This is a genomic window from Microbacterium sp. NPDC089188 (assembly GCF_040685155.1).
GTDB classification, from domain to species: Bacteria; Actinomycetota; Actinomycetes; order Actinomycetales; family Microbacteriaceae; genus Microbacterium; species Microbacterium galbum.
In genome coordinates this window covers 48,304-67,234 of the sequence record NZ_JBFBHH010000002.1, presented here as the reverse complement: position 1 = coordinate 67,234, position 18,931 = coordinate 48,304, and the positions used below count along the sequence as shown (strand labels likewise).

The 18,931-nt window shown below is 71.5% G+C and carries 17 protein-coding genes; 7 read left to right on the top strand and 10 right to left on the bottom strand.

Annotated elements, in window-relative coordinates; all coding sequences use genetic code 11:
• Window positions 1-153 precede the first annotated feature (153 nt).
• From xylB to AB0N80_RS06370, 4 genes are all read right to left on the bottom strand, one after another.
• Window positions 154-1,548, bottom strand: a complete 1,395-nt coding sequence (gene xylB / locus AB0N80_RS06385) for a xylulokinase (RefSeq protein WP_363578225.1) — start codon at window positions 1,546-1,548, stop codon at window positions 154-156.
• A gap of 143 nt (window positions 1,549-1,691) precedes the next feature.
• Entirely contained in the window at window positions 1,692-2,879 is a 1,188-nt protein-coding gene (gene xylA / locus AB0N80_RS06380) for a xylose isomerase (RefSeq protein ID WP_363578224.1), read from the bottom strand.
• A gap of 102 nt (window positions 2,880-2,981) precedes the next feature.
• Window positions 2,982-3,878 (bottom strand): alpha/beta hydrolase, encoded by an 897-nt coding sequence (locus AB0N80_RS06375; RefSeq protein ID WP_315995201.1) that lies wholly within the window; start codon window positions 3,876-3,878, stop codon window positions 2,982-2,984.
• A 167-nt stretch (window positions 3,879-4,045) separates the two neighbouring features.
• Complete coding sequence (locus tag AB0N80_RS06370; RefSeq protein ID WP_363391037.1) at window positions 4,046-4,531, bottom strand: glutathione peroxidase; 486 nt, start codon at window positions 4,529-4,531, stop codon at window positions 4,046-4,048.
• A gap of 210 nt (window positions 4,532-4,741) precedes the next feature.
• Between AB0N80_RS06370 and AB0N80_RS06365 the strand changes: the two genes are divergently transcribed.
• Both AB0N80_RS06365 and AB0N80_RS06360 read left to right on the top strand, forming a co-directional pair.
• Window positions 4,742-5,902, top strand: coding sequence for an ROK family transcriptional regulator (locus tag AB0N80_RS06365; protein WP_363578223.1), 1,161 nt, complete (start codon window positions 4,742-4,744; stop codon window positions 5,900-5,902).
• A gap of 100 nt (window positions 5,903-6,002) precedes the next feature.
• The gene (locus tag AB0N80_RS06360; RefSeq protein WP_363578222.1) at window positions 6,003-7,250 is read left to right on the top strand and encodes a D-arabinono-1,4-lactone oxidase; all 1,248 of its coding nucleotides are present in this window, start codon (window positions 6,003-6,005) and stop codon (window positions 7,248-7,250) included.
• Between the two features lie 229 nt (window positions 7,251-7,479).
• On the opposite strand, the gene AB0N80_RS06355 is transcribed toward AB0N80_RS06360, so the two are convergent.
• Window positions 7,480-8,208 carry an SDR family oxidoreductase gene (locus tag AB0N80_RS06355; RefSeq protein WP_315995205.1) on the bottom strand — a complete coding sequence of 243 codons (729 nt, stop codon included), beginning with the start codon at window positions 8,206-8,208 and terminating at the stop codon, window positions 7,480-7,482.
• A 235-nt stretch (window positions 8,209-8,443) separates the two neighbouring features.
• On the opposite strand from AB0N80_RS06355, the gene AB0N80_RS06350 reads away from it, so the two are divergent.
• From AB0N80_RS06350 to AB0N80_RS06330, 5 genes are all read left to right on the top strand, one after another.
• Entirely contained in the window at window positions 8,444-9,142 is a 699-nt protein-coding gene (locus tag AB0N80_RS06350) for a nucleoside/nucleotide kinase family protein (RefSeq protein WP_315995206.1), read from the top strand.
• Complete coding sequence (locus AB0N80_RS06345) at window positions 9,139-9,915, top strand: ATP-binding cassette domain-containing protein (RefSeq protein WP_363578221.1); 777 nt, start codon at window positions 9,139-9,141, stop codon at window positions 9,913-9,915. The genes AB0N80_RS06350 and AB0N80_RS06345 overlap by 4 nt, the downstream gene beginning before the upstream one ends.
• Window positions 9,912-10,997 carry an ABC transporter permease gene (locus AB0N80_RS06340; RefSeq protein ID WP_315995208.1) on the top strand — a complete coding sequence of 362 codons (1,086 nt, stop codon included), beginning with the start codon at window positions 9,912-9,914 and terminating at the stop codon, window positions 10,995-10,997. Before AB0N80_RS06345 ends, AB0N80_RS06340 begins: the two co-directional genes overlap by 4 nt.
• A gap of 76 nt (window positions 10,998-11,073) precedes the next feature.
• The gene (locus AB0N80_RS06335) at window positions 11,074-12,063 is read left to right on the top strand and encodes an ABC transporter substrate-binding protein (RefSeq protein ID WP_315995209.1); all 990 of its coding nucleotides are present in this window, start codon (window positions 11,074-11,076) and stop codon (window positions 12,061-12,063) included.
• Between the two features lie 200 nt (window positions 12,064-12,263).
• The gene (locus AB0N80_RS06330) at window positions 12,264-13,727 is read left to right on the top strand and encodes a mannitol dehydrogenase family protein (protein ID WP_363578220.1); all 1,464 of its coding nucleotides are present in this window, start codon (window positions 12,264-12,266) and stop codon (window positions 13,725-13,727) included.
• A gap of 109 nt (window positions 13,728-13,836) precedes the next feature.
• On the opposite strand, the gene AB0N80_RS06325 is transcribed toward AB0N80_RS06330, so the two are convergent.
• The 5 genes from AB0N80_RS06325 to AB0N80_RS06305 all read right to left on the bottom strand — a co-directional run bounded on the left by AB0N80_RS06325 (window position 13,837) and on the right by AB0N80_RS06305 (window position 18,903).
• Window positions 13,837-14,964 (bottom strand): alpha/beta hydrolase, encoded by a 1,128-nt coding sequence (locus AB0N80_RS06325; protein WP_363578219.1) that lies wholly within the window; start codon window positions 14,962-14,964, stop codon window positions 13,837-13,839.
• Window positions 14,961-15,887 (bottom strand): hypothetical protein, encoded by a 927-nt coding sequence (locus AB0N80_RS06320; RefSeq protein WP_363578218.1) that lies wholly within the window; start codon window positions 15,885-15,887, stop codon window positions 14,961-14,963. Before AB0N80_RS06320 ends, AB0N80_RS06325 begins: the two co-directional genes overlap by 4 nt.
• Window positions 15,881-16,354 (bottom strand): hypothetical protein, encoded by a 474-nt coding sequence (locus AB0N80_RS06315; protein WP_363578217.1) that lies wholly within the window; start codon window positions 16,352-16,354, stop codon window positions 15,881-15,883. The genes AB0N80_RS06320 and AB0N80_RS06315 overlap by 7 nt, the downstream gene beginning before the upstream one ends.
• A gap of 23 nt (window positions 16,355-16,377) precedes the next feature.
• Window positions 16,378-16,974: a helix-turn-helix transcriptional regulator gene (locus tag AB0N80_RS06310; RefSeq protein ID WP_315995214.1), complete on the bottom strand. Its 597-nt coding sequence runs from the start codon at window positions 16,972-16,974 to the stop codon at window positions 16,378-16,380.
• 276 nt (window positions 16,975-17,250) lie between these two features.
• Window positions 17,251-18,903, bottom strand: coding sequence for an alpha-amylase family protein (locus AB0N80_RS06305; protein ID WP_363578216.1), 1,653 nt, complete (start codon window positions 18,901-18,903; stop codon window positions 17,251-17,253).
• Between the last annotated feature and the right edge of the window lie 28 nt (window positions 18,904-18,931).

The following is an 18,931-nucleotide window of genomic DNA, read 5'->3' as shown; positions in this document are numbered from 1 at the left end:
AGGGCGCCTCAGGCCGAGGCTGTGAGGGTCTTGACGCACGACACCGGGAGCGCTCCCGTGAAGAACCCGCCGACGCCCCCCTTACAAGGCGTCGACGGGCCCGGTCCTACTCTGACGTATTTCGGCCGCCCGAATCCACTGCGAATCGCGCGATCAGCTCTCCTGGGCGCGCAGGGCCGCCACCGCGTCGTAGCGCGCCCGGATCTGCGGGCGGTGGTCGGGCTCGACCGCCCGGGTCGTGGCCACCGTCCACTCGACCGGTCCACCCGCCCGCACGCCCGCGGCCTGGCGCGCCGCACCGAGCGCGACGTACTCCCCCGCCGCCGGCACGACGATCTCGGCGTCGAATACCTGCGCGGCGATGCGCGCCACCCCGTCGTTGGCCGCCGCCCCGCCGATCAGCAGCACGCGGCGCACCTCGACGCCCTGCGCCTGGATCGCCTCGAGACCCACGGCCAGGCCGCTGAGCATCCCCTCGATCGCCGCGCGCGCGAGCGTCGGACGGTTCGTGGATGCCAGGGTCAGGCCGGTCAGCGAGGCCTGCGCGTTCGGCAGGTTCGGGGTGCGCTCGCCCTCGAACCACGGCACGAGCACCACGCCGTCGGCCCCCGGCTCGGCCTGCAGCGCCAGAGCGCCGAGCTCGTCGTGCGTGACGCCGAGCAGGCCCGCGAACGCGTCGAGCACGCGCGCGGCATTGAGGGTCGCGACCAGGGGGAGGAACTTCCCGGTCGCGTCGGCGAAGCCGGCGACCGTCCCGGTGGTGTCGCGACTCGGGGTGTCGGATACGGCGAACACCGTGCCCGACGTGCCGAGTGACACGACGACGTCGCCCACGCCCGCGCCGAGGCCGAGGGCCGCGCCGGCATTGTCCCCGGCGCCGGGGCCCACGAGAGCCCCGCCCGGCAGCGTCCCGGCGCTCTCCCACGGTCCCAGTACGCGCGGGCGCACCGCGTCGTGACCGAGGGCGCGCACGAAGAGGTCGTCGTCGTATCCGCCGGCGCCCCAGTACGCCGTGCCGGACGCGTCGGAGCGATCGGTGACCAGTTCTTCGAGCACCGCGTTGCCCGGACCGAACCCGCGAAGGCGCCAGGTGAGCCAATCGTGCGGCAACGCGACCGCGGCCACGCGCGCAGCGTTGTCAGGCTCGGCATCCCGCAGCCAGCGCAGCTTCGTGCCGGTGAACGAGGCGACCGGCACCGCGCCCGTGCGCTCGGCGAACTCGGCCGCGCCGACCTCGTCGATGAGGTCGCGTGCAGCCGGGGCCGACCGCGTGTCGTTCCAGAGCAGGGCGTCGCGGATGACGGCCCCCTCGGCATCCAGCACGACCATGCCGTGCTGCTGCCCGGCGATCGAGACCGCGGCGATGTCGTCGAGCCCGCCCACTCGGGCGATGGCGTCCTGCAGCGCGATCCACCATGCCTCGGGGTCGACCGAGGTTCCGGCGGGGTGCGATGCGCGCCCCGCACGCACCACGCGCCCGGTCTCGGCGTCGACGACGACGACCTTGCACGACTGCGTCGACGAATCGACTCCCATGACGAGCGCCATGCTCACTCCCTCTGTTCGCGCCGCAGCGGTGCGGCATCCCGTTCAGTGTCCACGACACGCCGTGCCGCGCGAGGCGATGCGGCGTGTCGTGGACACTCGACGGAAAGGGGCCCGGATGCCGTGGCATCCGGGCCCCGCGGGGCTCAGCGCGCGCCGAGCAGGTGCTCGGTCGCGAGCTGCTGCAGGCGGACGAAGCCGAAGCCCTTGCCGCCGAGGTACGCGTCGGTGTCGAAGTCCTCGTAGGCCGAGCGGTCGGCGAGGAAGTCGTCGTAGGTCTCGCCCTCGTTGAGCGTCGGCTGCGCGAGCTCGGCGACCTTCGCGGCCTCCAGGGCCTCCTGCACCTCGGGGTCGGCGCGGAAGGCCGCGGCGCGCTCCTTGAGCAGCAGGTAGGTGTTCATGTTGGCCGACACGGAGTCCCAGACACCGGTCTCGTCCTCGGTGCGCGAGGGCTTGTAGTCGAAGTGACGCGGTCCGTCGTAGGCGGGCACGCCGCCGGGGCCGCCGTTCTCGAGCAGATCGACGAGCGCGAAGGCGTTGTGCAGGTCGCCGTGGCCGAACACGAGGTCCTGGTCGTACTTGATGCCGCGCTGACCGTTGAGGTCGATGTGGAAGAGCTTGCCGTGGAACAGCGCCTGGGCGATGCCGGCGGCGAAGTTCAGTCCCGCCATCTGCTCGTGGCCGACCTCGGGGTTCAGGCCCACGAGCTCGGGGCGCTCGAGCGAGTCGATGAACGCGATCGCGTGTCCGAGGGTCGGCAGCAGGATGTCACCGCGGGGCTCGTTGGGCTTGGGCTCGATGGCGAAACGGATGTCGTAACCCTTGTCGGTGACGTAGTCGCCGAGGAGGTTCACGGCCTCGCGGTAGCGCTCGAGCGCCTGACGGATGTCCTTCGCGGAGTCGTACTCGGCACCCTCGCGGCCACCCCACATGACGAACGTCTTCGCCCCGAGCTCGGCGGCGAGGTCGAGGTTGCGCAGCACCTTTCGCAGCGCGAAACGACGCACCTGGCGGTCGTTCGAGGTGAAGCCGCCGTCCTTGAAGACGGGGGCCGAGAAGAGGTTGGTGGTCACCATCGGCGTGACGATGCCGGTGTCGCTCATCGCGCCCTTGAGGCGGTCGATCTGCTTCTGACGCTCGGCGTCGGTCGAGCCGAAGGCGAAGAGGTCGTCGTCGTGGAACGTCAGGCCGTAGGCGCCGAGCTCGGCGAGCTTCTCGACGACGTGCACGACGTCGAGGGGCTCACGCGTGGGGCCGCCGAACGGGTCGGTGCCGTTGTAGCCGACGGTCCAGAGTCCGAACGAGAACTTGTCATCGCGGGTGGGGGTGGGCATTCCTGCTCCTTCGCATGGAGACGCACGAGTGCGCGGTGACGCGCGCCGGGTTTGTTGGTGCTCACAACATATACCCCGGATGCCACGGCGTCCAGCCCCGCGTCAGTCGCCGAGCGCGGCATCCACCACCGCGAACACCGCGGGGTCCCAGGTCAGGGCGCGCTCCCACGGCAAGCCGAAGGCCTCGGCGAAGAAGATGCTGTGCACGTGGTCGCCGAACGAATGGCGTTCGACCTTCGGCAGCACCGTCGTGGGCACCTCGTCGGCACGGCCGCTCGTGAGCGACACGAGGCCGTCATGCGGCCACAGCTGCGCCGGCTCGCTCGCCGCCGAGAAGTAGCCCGCGCCGACCGCGGTGACCGGGATGCCGTCGAGCACCCCCGCCTGCGCGTCGTTCCAGCCGCGCAGGAACCGGCGCGAGACCTCGGCCGCCGCCCCCTGGGAGTTGGCATCGGCGTACGGACGCGCCTCGGCGAAGATCTGCCGCGTGGCGGGGTCGCCGTGCGCATCGGCCTCCGAGAGCTCGCCGTCGAGCAGGTCGCCCAGCACCGAGCCGTCCCACGGGGTGCCGAGGGTCACCAGATGCTCGATGCGCGGGCCGCCGCCCCCGAGCTCGCGGATCGCGGCGCGCGAGAACAGCCCGCCCATCGAGTGACCGACGAGGTCGACGCTCCCGACCTCCCGCTCGTCCGCGAGCCACCGCAGGAAGGCGGCGAGCGCCACCCCCGCGTCGTCGACACGACCGACCGCGTTGATCGTCACCCCGGCCGGCAGCACGACGGGTACGTCGTCGAAGCCCTGCCACCCGGCATCCTCCCGCACCTCCCCCGCACCGATGCGGGCGGGAGCGGTGAAGACCCGGATGCCGCGTGCCACGAAGTGCGCGCGCAGTGCGGTCATCGTGTTGCCCGCCGCGAGCCCCGCGGCCGCGGCGCGCTCGGGGTCGGTGTACGGGGTGACGGCGGCTCCGCCGGAAACGAGGACGACGGCATCGGCCATGACGGCTCCTTCGAAGGTCGGGTTCCCGGTCAGGATAGGGCAGCCGTCGGGCGCCGTTTCCCCCCTCGAGTGTCCAGGACACGCCGTGTCGGCCGAGGCGCGACAGCGTGTTCCGGACGCTCGACGAGGGGCGAGCGCGGGAGGGCGGGCGCCGGCGCAGGGCGCGGTCAGCGCGGGAGGGCGTCCTCGATCGCGGCGACGACCTCCGGCGCGTCGGGCAGGGTGCGCGGGCTGAACCGCGTCACCCGCCCGTCGGGGGCCACGACGAACTTCTCGAAGTTCCACGAGATGCGGCCGGTCTTGCCCTCGGCATCCGGGGTCGAGGTCAGCTCCTTGTACAGCGGGTGGGCGTTCCGGCCGTTGATCTTGACCTTCTCCGACATCGGGAAGGTGACGCCCCACGTGGCGGAGCAGTATTCGGCGATCTTGTCCTCATCGCCGAGCTCCTGAAGGAACTGGTTGCTGGGGAAGCCGATGACCGTGAACCCGCGGTCGGCGTACTTCTTGTGCAGCGCCTCGAGCGCCTCGTACTGCGGCGCGAGCCCGCACCGCGAGGCGACGTTGACCACGAGCGCCGCCTTGCCGTCGGTCAGGTCGCCGAAGGTCGTCTCGTCGCCGCGGATGGTCGTGATGGGGATGCCGGAGAGGTCCATGCGTCGATCCTGGCACCGCCCGCTTTGCCCGGGGTGGGAATGCGCGAGTCGCGACGATCGGGAGGTGGACGCCCTCGCCGGGGGAAGCGCCGCGCGCCGCCGCTCGCCCCTCGGGAGGGCGTGCACACGCGAAGTCGCGGCTCGCCGGGCTCCCGGGACGGACGAGAAGAGTGCCACGGTCGGACGCCGACGGCATGGCACAGTGGTCGGATGGTCACCGAGGGCACCCGCGGCGACGGCATGCGCCGCGCCAACCTGTCGCTGGTGCTGCGCACGGTGCACCGCCAGGGTCCGCGTTCCCGGGCCGCGCTCACCGAGGCAACGGGCCTGAATCGCTCCACGATCGCCGACCTCGTGGGCGACCTGCAGCGATCAGGACTCGTCGTCGAGCGCGCATCCGACGCGCAGGGACGCGTCGGTCGCCCCTCCCCCATCGTCGCGCCCGACCCGCGGGTGGTCGCGATCGCCGTCAACCCCGAGGTCGACGCCCTCGACCTCGGCGCGGTCGCCCTCGACGGCACGATCGTGGCGCGCGAGCGACTCGAGCAGACCGAACTGCTCACCCCCGAACGCACCGCCGAGCTGGTCGGCGCGCACCTCGCACGGTGGCGGGGCGACGTCCTCACCGACGCCCGCATCGTCGGGGTCGGCGTCGCGGTCCCGGGCCCCGTGCGCGCCTCCGACGGCGTCGTGCGCGAGGCTCCGCACCTCGGCTGGATCGACGCCCCGCTGCCCTCTCTCATGACGGATGCCACGGGCCTGCCCGCCCACGTCGGCAACGACGCCGCACTCGGCGCCCTCGCCGAGCACCTCTTCGGCGCCGCGCGCGGGGCGCACGACGTGGTCTACCTGAACGGCGGCGCGAGCGGGATCGGCGGCGCGGTGATCGTGGGCGGGGTGCCGCTGGGAGGCGCGGGAGGGTACGCCGGCGAGTTCGGGCAGAACCGTCCCGGCATCGTCGATCCCCGCGACCGCCGGGCGGTCGACGGCGTGCTCGAGGACGAGGTCAGTCGCGCGCTCCTGCTCGCGGCGGTCGGGCTCGACAGCGCCGACGAGGCGACGCTCTCCGCGGCTCTGGGCTCCGCCGACGATCCGGCCGTTCGCGCGGAGATCGCGCGCCAGCGACGGATCCTCGCGACCGCTCTCGCGAACGCGGCGAACGTGATGAACCCGGCGGTGATCGTGCTCGGCGGCTTCCTCGCGACCCTGGCCGAGCTCGATCTGGCGGGACTCGACGACGCCGTGCGCGCGCAGACCCTGCCCGCGTGCGCAGAGGGTCTGCGCCTGGCGGCCGCGGAACTCGGCGAGGACCGCCTGCTCGTGGGCGCGGCCGAGGCCGTCTTCGAGGCCGCCCTGTTCCCCGCCCGTTGAGAACTCTGCACGGAACGAAACCCTTCCCGAAACCGTCCGCGCGGGCATCGACGTCGCGCGTCCGGGTCATGATGGGTGGGCGACGACGCGAGGAGACACGATGACCGAGACACGAGCCGCCGGAGCAACCTGGTCGGGCAATCACCACTATCGCGCCGCCGAGGTGCTGCTGCCCGCCGACGCGGGCGAGCTCGCCGAGGTCGTGGCATCCCGTCCGGCTCTGCGCGTGCAGGCGACGCGCCACACCTTCAACGACATCGCCGACGCCGACGGCGCCCTCGTGTCGCTCGAGCGGATGCCGACGCGCATCGACGTCACCGACGACCGCGTGCGCGTCGAGGGTCTCGTCACGTTCGCGCAGCTCGCCCCCGTGCTCGAGGCCGAGGGACGCGCCCTGCACAACCTCGGATCGCTCCCCCACATCTCGGTCGCCGGGGCCGCCGCCACCGGAACGCACGGGTCGGGCATGGGCAACGGCAACCTCTCGAGCGCCGTCACGGCCCTCGAGATTATGGATGCCGACGGCCGCACGCACCACATCGACCGGGGCCACCCGTGGTTCGGGGCCGCGGCCCTGGGGCTCGGCGCCTTCGGCGTCGTCACGGCCGTCGAGCTGCGCACCGTCCCGTCGTACACGGTCGTGCAGCAGGCGTTCACGGGCGTCGCCTGGGACGACCTCGTGTCCGATCCGGCGACGGTGTTCGGCGGTTCGCGCAGCGTGAGCGTGTTCACGACGTGGGGAGACCCGGCCGACGACCTCGTGTGGGCCAAGAGCGACACCGGGGCGCCGACGTGGGTCGAGGAACTCGGGGGCCGCGCGGTCGGGGACGACCTGCACCTCGGGCGCATCCGCACGCTCGACAACACCACCGAGCGCGGAACCCCGGGGCCGTGGCACACCCGTCTGCCGCACTTCCGCGCCGACGCGCTACCCAGCGACGGCGACGAGATCCAATCGGAGTACTTCGTGCCGATCACGGCGGCCGCCGAGGCACTGGCGGCCGTGCGCGCGATCACCCCCGCCTTCGACGCCCACCTGCTGGTGACCGAGCTGCGCACGGTGGCCGCCGACGGTCTCTGGCTCAGCCCGGCATTCGAGCGCGACGTGCTCGCGATCCACTTCACCTGGCGCAACGACACCGACGGCGTACTCGGGGTGCTGCCGCACATCGAGCGGGCCCTGGCGCCCTTCGACGTGCGTCCGCACTGGGGGAAGGCGTTCACGATGCCCGGCGAGGCGGTGCGCGCGACGCTGCCCCGAACCGAGGACTTCCTCGCCGCGGCGCGCGAGGCGGACCCGCGCGGGGTCTTCCGCAACGCCTACCTGGAGCGCACGCTCGGCCTGTGACCACGGGCGGGCGAAGGTCCCTGAGCCCGGCGAAGGGACCGCAACCCCCGGAGGCTTCGACAGGCCCAGCCTCCTCGCGTCACCACCGCGAACCCAGGTCCCCGAGCCCGGCGAAGGGACCGCAACCCCCGGAGGCTTCGGCATGCTCAGCCTCCTCGCGTCGCGACCTCCGCGCGCCGAGACCGCGAAGCGGCGCCGCCCACCGCGGCGCCGCTCCGTGGCATCCGGATCAGCGGCTGGAGTAGCCGCCGTCGATCGGGAGCGAGACGCCGGAGATCATGCCGGCCCCGTCGCTGAGCAGGAAGACGATCGGGGCGGCGATGTCGTCCTCGGTCGCCCACTTGTGCAGCGGCATGGCCTCGAGGAAGGGGCCCTCGATGTCGGGACGACCCCAGTACCAGGCCGACATCGGCGTCATGACGACCGTGGGGTTCACGCTGTTGACCCGGATGCCGTAGCCGCCGAGTTCGAGGGCGGACACGCGCGTGATGTTGTCGAGGGCCGCCTTCGACGAACCGTACGAGATGTGTCCGGTGAGGGCGACGAGGCTCGCCTGGCTCGAGACGTTGACGATCGCGCCACCCTTGCCGACGCGGATCATCTCGCGCGAGGCGTACTTGGTCACCAGCAGCGAGCCGCGGGCGTTGATGCTCATGACCTTGTCGAACACGTCGATGTCGGTCTCCATGGGTGTCGCGATCTCGCCGCCCCACCCGCCGCAGTTCACGACGCCGTAGAGGTCTCGGCCCTCGATCGCGGAGCGGATCTCGTCCTCGGATTCGAGGTCGAACACGACGGGCTCGGCTCCGGTCTCGGCGGCGATCGCCTCGACGCTGTCAGCCGTGCGGCCGGCGGCGAGCACGGTGGCGCCGGCGGCGACGAGGTGTCGCACGGTCGCCCCGCCGATACCGCCACCGGCTCCGGTGACGAGGATGGTGCGGTCGGTGAATTCGGTCATGGGAGGGCTCTTTCGCGGGTCCTGAGGGCGGGGACGACGGCGGTGTCGTCGCGGCCCATGATAACCACAGAATCCCGCGGATGACTTCGGTGTCATGACGAATTGATCACGGGTGTTGACACCGGTGTCACGGTGGGCTTACCGTAACCAACGTTCGACCGGTGGACAGCTCCACCGGACCGCTCCACCGGCGCAGCACTCCGACGTGCGGCGTCCCCGGAAGGACCACACCGCCGTGACCCGCACCTCGCAGAACGCCGCACCGATCGCCACCGCGACCGTGCACCTCGACGACCTCGTCGAGCGTGCGCGGCTGCTCGCGGCATCGGGCGAGCGCCGCGTGCTGGGACTCGCGGGAACCCCCGGCGCCGGCAAGTCCACCGTGAGCGACGCGCTGCTCGCCGCGCTCGGCTCCGACGCGGTGCTGGTCGGGATGGACGGATTCCATCTCGCGAACGAGGAGCTCATCCGCCTCGGTCGCCGCGACCGCAAGGGCGCCCCCGACACGTTCGACGTCGACGGCTACGTGGCCCTGCTCGACCGCATCCGCGCCGGGCACGAGGTCTACGCGCCGCGCTTCGATCGGGACCTCGAGGAGTCCATCGGCTCCGCGGTTCTGGTGCCCGCCGACGTTCCGCTCGTCATCACCGAGGGCAACTACCTGCTGCACGAGGGATTCGGGTGGGATGCCGTGGCATCCCGTCTCGACGAGGTCTGGTTCCTCGACATCGAACCCACCGCGCGCCGCGAGCGGCTCGTCGCCCGCCGCCTGTCCCACGGCCACCCCCATGACGACGCCGTCGCCTGGGTCCGCGACGTCGACGAGGCGAACGCCCTCGTCGTCGAGCGCGGCCGCCACCGCGCCGACCTCGTCGTCACCGTCTCCGACACCCCCGCCGGGGGCGCCGGCCACCACGAAGGAGCTTCCTCATGAGCACCACCACGGCTGTGCCCGTGCTGCAGGCACGCGGTCTGTCGCGCCAGTTCGGATCCGTCCGCGCCCTCAACAACGTCGACTTCGAGGTCTACCCCGGCGAGGTCACCGCCCTCATCGGTGACAACGGCGCAGGGAAGTCGACGCTCGTGAAGGCCCTGTCGGGCAACCTCGCCGTCGACGAGGGAGAGATCCGGTTCGACGGATCGCCGATCGACATGTCCAACCCCCAGGTCGCCTCGTCGCTCGGCATCGAGACGGTCTACCAGGACCTCGCGCTCGCGCCCCACCTCGACCCCGTGCAGAACATGTACCTCGGCCGCGAGATCCGTCGCCCGGGGCTCGCCGGTGCCCTCGGCTTCATGAAGACGAAGGACATGGCGAAGGCATCGCGCGCGGCGTTCGACGAGCTCGGCGCCACGGTGCGCAGCCTGACCTCGCCCGTCGGCGAGATGTCGGGCGGCCAGCGTCAGGCGATCGCGATCGCCCGCGCCGTCCACTGGGCGTCGCGCGTCGTCTTCCTCGACGAGCCCACCGCGGCCCTCGGCGTGCGCCAGACGAAGAACGTGCTCGAGACGATCCGCCGCGTGCGCGACAAGGGCATCGCCGTGGTCTTCATCTCGCACTCGATGCCGCACGTCATCGACGTCTCCGACCGCATCCAGGTGCTGCGACTCGGGACCCGCGTCGCGAACATCCAGGCCGCGGACACCTCCATGGAAGAACTCGTCGGGCTCATGACCGGCGCCGTCACGAAGGACGACCAGAAGTGAGCGTCAAGACCCCTCCCACCGAGACCGTCGCGATCGGCACGTTCGACGACAACCAGAAGGTGAACCCGGTCCGCCGGATCCTGCGTACGCAGGCCTTCCAGATCCTCCTCGTGCTGCTGGCGATCATCATCGTCTTCAGCATCATCGCGCCCGACTCGTTCGCGCAGTGGACCAACTTCCGTCTCATCATCCAGAACGCCTCGATCCTCGCGGTGCTCGCCGTCGGCATGACCTACGTCATCATCACCGCCGGCATCGACCTCTCGGTCGGGTCGGTCCTGGTCTTCTCCGGCGTCGTCGCGGCCATCGTCATGCGGGCGATGGGCGGCGAGGGCTGGGGCGTCGCGATCGTCGGCATCCTCGTCGCGATCCTCAGCGGCGTGTGCTGGGGGCTGCTGAACGGCTTCCTCATCGCCAAGGCGAAGATCCCGCCGCTCATCGTCACCCTGGGTTCCCTGGGCATGGCCCTCGGTCTCGCGCAGATCCTCACCGGCGGTGTCGACATCCGCGATGTGCCGACCGTGCTCACGGTCTCGATCGGCTACGGCAACGTCTTCGGCAGCGTCCCGATCATCAGCGTCATCGCCCTCGTGGTCGTCGCGATCGGTGCGATCGTGCTGCACTACACGCGCTTCGGCCTCTACACGCTGGCGGTCGGGTCGAGCGAGATCGCCGCCCGTCGCGTCGGCGTCAAGGTGGACGCGCAGCTGATCAAGATCTACACGATCTCCGGCGCTCTGGCCGGGCTCGGCGGCATCCTGTCGCTCTCGCAGTTCTCCACGACCGCGATCGCCGGCCAATCGCAGACCAACCTCAACGTCATCGCGGCCGTCGTGATCGGTGGCACGTCGCTCTTCGGCGGCGTCGGCACGATCATGGGCACCGTCGTGGGTCTGTTCATCCCGGCGGTGCTGCAGAACGGCTTCGTCATCACCGGTGTCCAGCCGTTCTGGCAGCAGGTCGCCGTCGGCGCGGTGCTGATCACGGCGGTGTACGTCGACCAGGTGCGCCGCACCGCCGCCACGCGCGGCAACTCGCAGGGCCTCTGGCGCAAGTTCCTCAGCGGAGGTCGGCGCGGCTGAGCCGCGGCGGCATCCATTCCCTCTCCACCCCTTACCCAACCCGACAGCAAGAACTCACAACAGAACGGTGATCACGATGAAGTGGAACAAGAAGGCGACCGCCCTGACGGTCTTCGGCATGGCCGCGACCCTGACTCTCGCGGGCTGCTCCGGTGGCACGGCCTCGGGCGGTGCGTCCGGCGGCTCCGACGGCGGCTACAAGATCGCGTTCGTGCAGGGCGTCGCCGGAGATGAGTTCTACATCTCCATGCAGTGCGGCATCGAAGCCGAAGCCAAGACCGAGGGCGCCACCGTCACCACTCAGGGCCCGGAGAAGTTCGACCCGACCCTGCAGAAGCCGATCGTCGACGCCGTCGTGGCGTCGAAGCCCGACGCGCTGCTGATCGCGCCGACCGACGTGTCGGCCATGCAGGCACCCATCGCGGCAGCCGAGGCCGCGGGCATCAAGGTCGTGCTCGTCGACACGACGCTCGAGGACCCGTCCGGTGCGGTGTCGCAGATCTCCTCCGACAACGAAGGCGGCGGAGCTGCCGCATTCGAGGCGATCCAGAAGGCGAACCCCAACGGCGGCAAGGTGCTCGTCGTCTCGACCGACCCTGGCGTGTCCACGACCGACGCCCGCGCCCAGGGCTTCGAAGACGCCGTCGCGAAGGACAGCAAGTTCGAGTCGGTGGGTGTGCAGTACTCGCACAACGAGCCCTCGACCGCGGCCGAGATCGTCACCGCCGCGCTGCAGAAGGACCCCGACATCGTCGGCATCTTCGCCGCCAACCTGTTCGCCGCCGAGGGTTCCGCGACGGGTGTGCAGCAGGCCGGCAAGCAGGGTTCGGTCACGATCGTCGGCTTCGACGCCGGTCCCGCCCAGGTCAAGGCCCTCGAAGCCGGAACCGTCCAGGCCCTCGTCGCGCAGGAGCCCGCCACCATCGGCTCCGACGGCGTCAAGCAGGCCATCGCCGCACTGAAGGGCGAGTCCACCGAGGAGAAGATCCAGACCGGCTTCACCATCCTCACCAAGGACAACATCAACGGCGACGGCAAGGACGCGGTCTACAAGTCCTCCTGCTGACCCACCTCGGATGCCGGGACCCCCGCACACGCGTGAGGGTCCCGGCATCCACCCCTCCCCTTCCCCGGTTCGGGGCGGCTTCCTCACCGCGGGGCGCGTACCTCACGCCCCACGTGATGAAACACGTCCCAAACCCCGGGGCACCCCCCGACGCGACGAGCACGCCCCGAGCCTCCCGCCCCACCCACACGGAGCCCCGCATGACCGAACTCACCGCCGCCGCCCTCCCCTCCCTCGCGGCGGACGTCTCCGTTCCGACCTACGACAGGTCGGCCGTGCGCTCGCGCATCGTGCACGTCGGCGTCGGCGGGTTCCACCGCGCCCACGAGGCGATGTACCTCGACAGGCTCCTGGAGGCCGGGCGCGGCGACTGGGGACTGTGCGGGGTCGGGGTGCTGCCGTTCGACGCCGCGATGCGCGACGCCCTCGCCGCCCAGGATCGGCTCTACACGCTCGTCACCACCGCTCCCGACGGGTCGTCCGCGGCCCGCGTCGTCGGCTCGATCGTCGACTACCTCTTCGTCCCCGACGACCCCGAGGCGGTCGTCGCCAAGCTCGCCGATCCCGACACCGCGATCGTCTCGCTCACGATCACCGAGGGCGGCTACGGCATCGACGACGCCACCGGCGCCTACGCTCCGCGCGACGAACCCACCCTCGCCGACCTCGACGGGGCCCTGCCTCCGCGGAGCGTGATGGGCCTGCTGACCGAGGGGCTCCGCCGACGGAGGGATGCCGACATCCCGGCCTTCACGGTCATGTCGTGCGACAACATCCAGGGCAACGGCCACGTCGCGCGCGCCTCCCTGCTCGGGTTCGCCGAGCGTCTCGACCCGGAACTCGCCGCCTGGATCGCGCAGAACGTGTCGTTCCCCACCTCCATGGTGGACCGCATCACCCCGGTCACCACCGACGAGACGCGCGCGTCCATCGCCGAGGAGTTCGGCGTCGACGACCGCTGGCCCGTGCGCTCGGAGTCGTTCGCCCAGTGGGTGCTCGAAGACGCCTTCCCCCTGGGGCGTCCGGCCTTCGACGAGGTCGGCGTGCAGCTGGTCCAGGATGTCGAGCCGTACGAGCTCATGAAGCTGCGGCTGCTGAACGCGTCGCACCAGGCGATGAGCTACCTCGGCATCCTGTCGGGCGCGCACTACGTGCACGAGGTGTGCACCGACGAGCTGTTCGTCGCGTTCCTGCAGGGCTACATGCACGCCGAGGCGATTCCGACGCTGCGACCGGTGCCCGGGATCGACCTCGACGCCTACTGCGACGAGCTCATCGCGCGCTTCGGCAGCGAGGCCATCCGCGACACGCTCGCGCGTCAGGTCGTCGACGGCTCCGACCGGCTCCCCAAGTTCTTGTTGCCCGTCGTCCGAGAGCAGCTCGCCGCCGGGGGCCGGATCGACCACGCGGCCCTCGTGCTCGCGGGGTGGAGCGTGTTCCTCGAGGGGCGCACCGAATCGGGCGAGGAGACCCCCGCGGTCGACAGTCGGCTCGACGAGCTGCGGGCCATCGTGGCCGACGACCCGGCGGTGCTGCTCGACTACGCGCCCGTCTTCGGCGACCTCGGGCAGGACGCGCGGCTGCGCGAGGCCTATCTCGCCGCCCGCGCGCTGCTGGCCGAGCGCGGCGCGCGCGGTGCGATCGCGGCGGTCGTCGACGCCTGAGTGCTGCGGCGGCCGCGACCCGGTCGAACCGAGGTCGCTGAGCCCGTCGAAGCCACCGGAACCCGCCACGCCCCCGGTCCCTTCGACAAGCTCGGGGACCTTTTGCGGCTCAGCGGGCGCGGAGCCAGCGGGCGATCGCGTCGTGGAAGCGCTCGGGCTCCTGGTTGGCCTCGTTGCAGTGACCGGTGGCGTCGAAGGCGACCAGCTCGGCATCCGGATGCCGTTCGACGAACGCCACCGATCCCGAGAACGGCACGACCGGATCGACGCGGCTGTGCAGGATGATGGTCGGCACCCCCGGCCCGGGCCGGCCCTCGCCCACCCACGTGAGGGCGCGCGCGTCGACCGACTCGACGAGGCCGAGGGCCCGCGCCCCGATGCGGCTCGCGAGCACGCGCATCGACGCGGCGGCGACCGTGCGGGGCAGGTGCGCGTTCGCGACGGCGTTGTCGACCACCCGGGGCCAGTCCAGCGCCGGCGCGACGAGGACGAGTCCGGCGATCGCCTCGCGGTGCGCCGAGTGCTCGAGCGCGAGCATCGCGATCGTGCCGCCCATCGACCAGGCCACGAGCACGATCTCCCGGGCACCGCGCGCGAGGGCGTACGCGATCGCGTCGTCGACGTCGCGCCACTCGCGCGTTCCCAGGGTCGAGGGCAGGGCGTCGGCGGGGGCGCACTCCTCGTCGCCGGCGTACGACACCACGAGCGCCATCCATCCGGCATCCACCGCCGCCGGCGCCGAGCGAAGCGCTCCGTTGCGACTGGAGCGCAGCCCGTGCACATGGATGGTCCAGCGGCCGTCGGCGGTGTCGGGGTCGCCGATCTCCCACGCCTCGGCGACGCCGCCGCGCCGCAGCGGCACGGAGACGTGCCGCGTGGGCCCGACGTCTTCGGGGGAACCGATGCTCTGCGAGGTCCAGGTCGCCACGGCCTCACCGTCGACGAGTCCGTCGGGACGCGACGCGAGCTCGCGCACGACCCGGTCCTTCCCGACGCGCAGCGGTTCGCCGACGACCACGTGCCGACCGTCGTCGAGCCACAGGCCGTAGGTGCCCGGCTCGCGGCTCTCGAGCGTGGCCGGCACGGTGACCGTGCCGCCCGCGAAGGTCACGGGTGCGTAGACCTTGGCGGCGCGCGGGGCGATGAGTCTTCGCGCGACGTAGCCGGCGAGCGCGGTGTGGGCGAGCGCCACGGTGGCGACGGCGATGCCCGTGCCGAGGGCGAGGGGGCGGATCATGGGCGGGCTCCCGTGGATCGGCGGGTGAGGTGGGCGTCGACGTCGTCGAGGAGCTCGCGCTCCTGAGCGCTCAACGGCGACGAGGTGGCGATGGCGTCGTCCTCGACGGCCACGCGCAGCGCGTGCAGGCGCGTGTCGACGAGGGGGTCGTCGGCGAGGCCCGGCAGGCCCGCGACACCGCGCCGCCGGGCCACGGCGCCGAGATCCTCCAGCAGCGCCTCGCCCCGCCGACGGATGCGGCCGGTCACGCGCGAGGCGCGGAAGATGCCGATGACGAAGGCGAGCACGCCGAGGTAGAAGAGCGGGTCGAAGAGCGCGCTCACGATCGGAACGGGGGCGAAGAAGCGCGTCAGGGTGAGATCGGCGATCTCGCTCACGCAGCCCAGCACGATCCCGATCGCCCCGGCCCGGAAGAACCAGCGCACACCCGGGAGCGAGACGTGGGCCGAGACGCACAGCAGCACCCCGACCAGGGCGATGCCCGCCATGTGGACCACCCCGTAGACCCACGCGCCCGTCGAAGTGGCGGCGGCGTCCTCGATGAAGCGGAACGACGTCGGCCCGCGCTCGGGCAGGGCGACGAAGAACACGACGGCGAACACTCCCGCGAGCAGCGCCGGGAAGCGCCAGCGCAGTGTCGAGACGCGCGCCGTCACGGGGGCGATCCCGGCCTGGATGCCGAGCCACAGCGCCACCATCGTGAGCACGCCCTGCACGAGCTTGAGGATGTTCGTGCCCCCGAGCACGCCGTCGAGCACACCGAGCGGGATGACCGTGCCCTGGGTCAGCAGTGCGATGGCGCCGACCAGGCCGGCGAGCCATGCGATGCGCGCCCGCGGCTGACGCCGAGCGGCGCGCGCGCGGCCCACCACGAGCAGCAGCAGCGCGACGAGGGCCGCGTCGATGAGGAGAACGGTCACCACGATGACTCGGCCACCCGGGGGCTCGCGTACAGCAGGCGGGAGATGCGGTGGGCGACGTGCTCGGCGACGAGTTCGGCCTCGACTTCCGGCGTCGTCAGCGTCGGATCGTCGTACGGCGTGATCGAGGAGCGTTCGCGTGCACCCCGCTCATGGAGGGCGCCGGTGCAGTGCGCGTCGTCGAGCAAGTGGCCGAGCTCATGCGAGGCGGCGAACTGGCTGTACAGCGCCGCATCCGATGCGCGCACGTGGATGCTCGCCTCTCCCCTGTCGGCGAACAAGGTGAGGTAGCCGGTGAGGGTCCCCCATCCGCTCGTGTCGGTCTCGCGGATCACCCGGAGACGGATGCCGACGGCTCGCTCGACCGCTCGCACCACGTCGTCGAACCCCATATCGGCCGTCAATCGCGCGCGGGCGATCGCCCGATCGGCTCGCGCCCGCACTCTCGCCTGCATGTCCTCCGCAGCCACCGCTCTCCCCCCGTCGCGGTCGCTCATGTCGCCGGCGGCCTGCTTCGCAGCGACTGGGCGATGGCGCGCAGGGCGTCGGGCGACATCTCGCCGAGAGCCCGGAACTGGATGCTGCTGGCTCCGGCCTCGCGCATCGCGTCGCGCAGGTCGAGCTCGGCATCCGTTCGATCCGTCACCGCGGCATCGGTGTAGTCGGTGAGGTACTCGGTGGGCACGTCGCCCCAGTGGGTGATGAGCCGCAGGACCTCTTCGTCGAGCACGACGCTCGTCGCGCCCTCCGCGAGCAGCGCGCGCGCTCCGTCCGCGGCCTGCGGGTCGATGTCGTCGAGGTGCGCGAGCAGGTCGTCGGCGGTGGCGGTCTGCGCGGAGATGAGTCGTCGGACGCGGGATGCCAGGGGCCCGGCCGGCACGCGCATCTCGACCCGCGGCGCCGTGTCGGGGCTGGCGAGGTCCTCGGGCGTGACGCCGAGCGCCACCGCGAGGGCTTCCAGATCGTTGGTGTTGTACGGCAGCGACAGGCCGGCGCGCGACTGGTAGTAGCTCTTCGTCATTCCGGCGCGGCTGAGCAGCTCGCCGACGGTGAGCCCCTTGGCCCTCCGCAGGCGATCCACGTTCGCCACCACTCGACGGGAGTACCGGGAGGGTGGTCCGACTGCGCCGCGACCCACAGTCCGATCGTAGACGACCCTCCGTTTCACCTACGGTCGTATTTACGATCACCCCTCGGGTGCTAATTACGACACGCTGTGCTTGTATGGATCAGACCGCGCGCGGGGCGGACGTGGGGGAACCCCTGCGCGCGAGCGATCGGGAGAGGCTTCCCGATCCGGTCGGTGACGGGCGCGGCACCATTGGGGGGTGCCGCGCCCGATCACTTCCGCCTGCCCCCGCGTGCGTCAGGCGATGCGCCGCTCCCCCGGCCGGATCACCCGCCACCACCGGTAGCCGTACCCGTCGAGCGACACGTCGAATCCGGATCCGTCGAGCGTCTCCGCCCCCTCCGCATCGTCGAGCAGGTTCACCACACGCCATTGCTCGGCATCCGCCCCCTCGATCTCGAGGCGGAACGTGCGCCCGTCGGGTGCGAAGTTGTGCGCCGCGACGAACAGGCCCAGCTCACTGGTGAGCGAGTGCGCGAGCACGCAGCTGTGGGGTTGATCCAGGAGGCCGAACTCCCCCCATCCGATCTCGGGCGAGGCGCGGTAGTGACGCACGAGGTTCTGCACGAATCTGAGCATCGAGTCGGGATCGTGACGCTGCTGGGCGACGTTGACGTGCTGCGGCCCGAACCCGCCCGGAACGATGTCGGCGATGAGGTCGTCGGCCGTCGAGAAGCCGGCGTCGGGGGCGCCCGTCCATTGCATGGGCGTGCGGACAGCGGCGCGACTGCCCTCGATCTCGGGGTTCTCTCCCATGCCGATCTCCTCGCCGTAGTACAGCACGGGCGCTCCCGGCAGCGAGAACATGAGGCTGTAGACCATGCGGATGCGGCGCGGATCGCCCTCGAGCATCGCCGGCAGCCGCCGCGTGATCCCCCGCCCGTGGATGCGCTGCCCCGGCTCCGGGGCGAAGGCGGTGAAGACCTCTTCGCGCTCGGCCTCCGACAGCTGATCGAGGGTGAGTTCGTCGTGGTTGCGCACGAAGTTGCCCCACTGGTTTCCCCGGGCGATCTCGGGCCGCGACTCCAGCGCCTCCCGCAGCGGCGCGGCGTCCTGACGCGCGAGGGCGAGGTAGAGCCGCTGATTGGCGACGAAGTCGAACTGCATCGTCAGCTCGTCGCCGTCGGCGTCGCCGAAGAAGCGCAGCTGCTCGTCGTAGGGGAGGTTGACCTCGCCGAGCATCATGGCGTGACCGCTGCGGCGCGAGACGTAGCCCCGCAGCGCGCGGAGGAAGTCGTGCTCGGGGCCCTCGTCGCCGTCGATGAGGTGGGGCACGGCATCCACGCGGAAGCCGTCGATGCCGAGCTCGAGCCAGAAGCCGATGACCTTGGCGATCTCCTCGCGCACCTCCGGATGGTCGGTGGCGAGGTCGGGCTGGTGCCGGTAGAACGAGTGCTTGTAGTACTGCCCGGCGGTGTCGTCGAAGAACCACACCCCGTCCTCGACGTCGGGGAACATGCTCGCCGGAGCGTCGTCGGGCACCTCGTCGCGCCACTGGTAGAAGTGGCGGTAGCGGCTGTCGGGGCTCTGCCGCGCCTGCTGGAACCACGGATGCCGGTCGGAGGTGTGGTTCACGACGAGGTCGACGATCACCCGCATGCCGCGGTCGTGGGCGGTGCGCAGCACCTCGACCATGTCGCCGGGCGAGCCGTACCGCGCATCGACGCCGTAGTAGTCCTCGATGTCGTAGCCGTTGTCGCGCTGCGGCGAAGGGTAGAACGGCGCGAGCCACAGGCACGTCACCCCGAGTTCGGCGAGGTGGTCGAGCCGCTGCGCGAGGCCGCGCAGGTCGCCCACGCCGTCGCCGTCGGCATCCAGATAGGTCTTGACGTCGAGGTTGTAGAAGACGGCGGTCTTCCACCACAGGTCGCTGGTGTCGGTGAGCCTCACGACGTCACCTCCGTCCGAGCGGCGGTGC

Excerpts from the sequence above, each read along its gene's own strand:
- AB0N80_RS06335 (WP_315995209.1), top strand. The coding sequence starts at position 11,074 with ATGAAGTGGAACAAGAAGGCGACCGCCCTGACGGTCTTCGGCATGGCC.
- AB0N80_RS06345 (WP_363578221.1), top strand. The coding sequence starts at position 9,139 with ATGAGCACCACCACGGCTGTGCCCGTGCTGCAGGCACGCGGTCTGTCG.
- AB0N80_RS06325 (WP_363578219.1), bottom strand. The coding sequence starts at position 14,964 with ATGATCCGCCCCCTCGCCCTCGGCACGGGCATCGCCGTCGCCACCGTG.
- AB0N80_RS06330 (WP_363578220.1), top strand. The coding sequence starts at position 12,264 with ATGACCGAACTCACCGCCGCCGCCCTCCCCTCCCTCGCGGCGGACGTC.
- AB0N80_RS06365 (WP_363578223.1), top strand. The coding sequence starts at position 4,742 with ATGGTCACCGAGGGCACCCGCGGCGACGGCATGCGCCGCGCCAACCTG.
- xylB (WP_363578225.1), bottom strand. The coding sequence starts at position 1,548 with ATGGCGCTCGTCATGGGAGTCGATTCGTCGACGCAGTCGTGCAAGGTC.
- AB0N80_RS06375 (WP_315995201.1), bottom strand. The coding sequence starts at position 3,878 with ATGGCCGATGCCGTCGTCCTCGTTTCCGGCGGAGCCGCCGTCACCCCG.
- AB0N80_RS06360 (WP_363578222.1), top strand. The coding sequence starts at position 6,003 with ATGACCGAGACACGAGCCGCCGGAGCAACCTGGTCGGGCAATCACCAC.
- AB0N80_RS06355 (WP_315995205.1), bottom strand. The coding sequence starts at position 8,208 with ATGACCGAATTCACCGACCGCACCATCCTCGTCACCGGAGCCGGTGGC.
- AB0N80_RS06370 (WP_363391037.1), bottom strand. The coding sequence starts at position 4,531 with ATGGACCTCTCCGGCATCCCCATCACGACCATCCGCGGCGACGAGACG.
- xylA (WP_363578224.1), bottom strand. The coding sequence starts at position 2,879 with ATGCCCACCCCCACCCGCGATGACAAGTTCTCGTTCGGACTCTGGACC.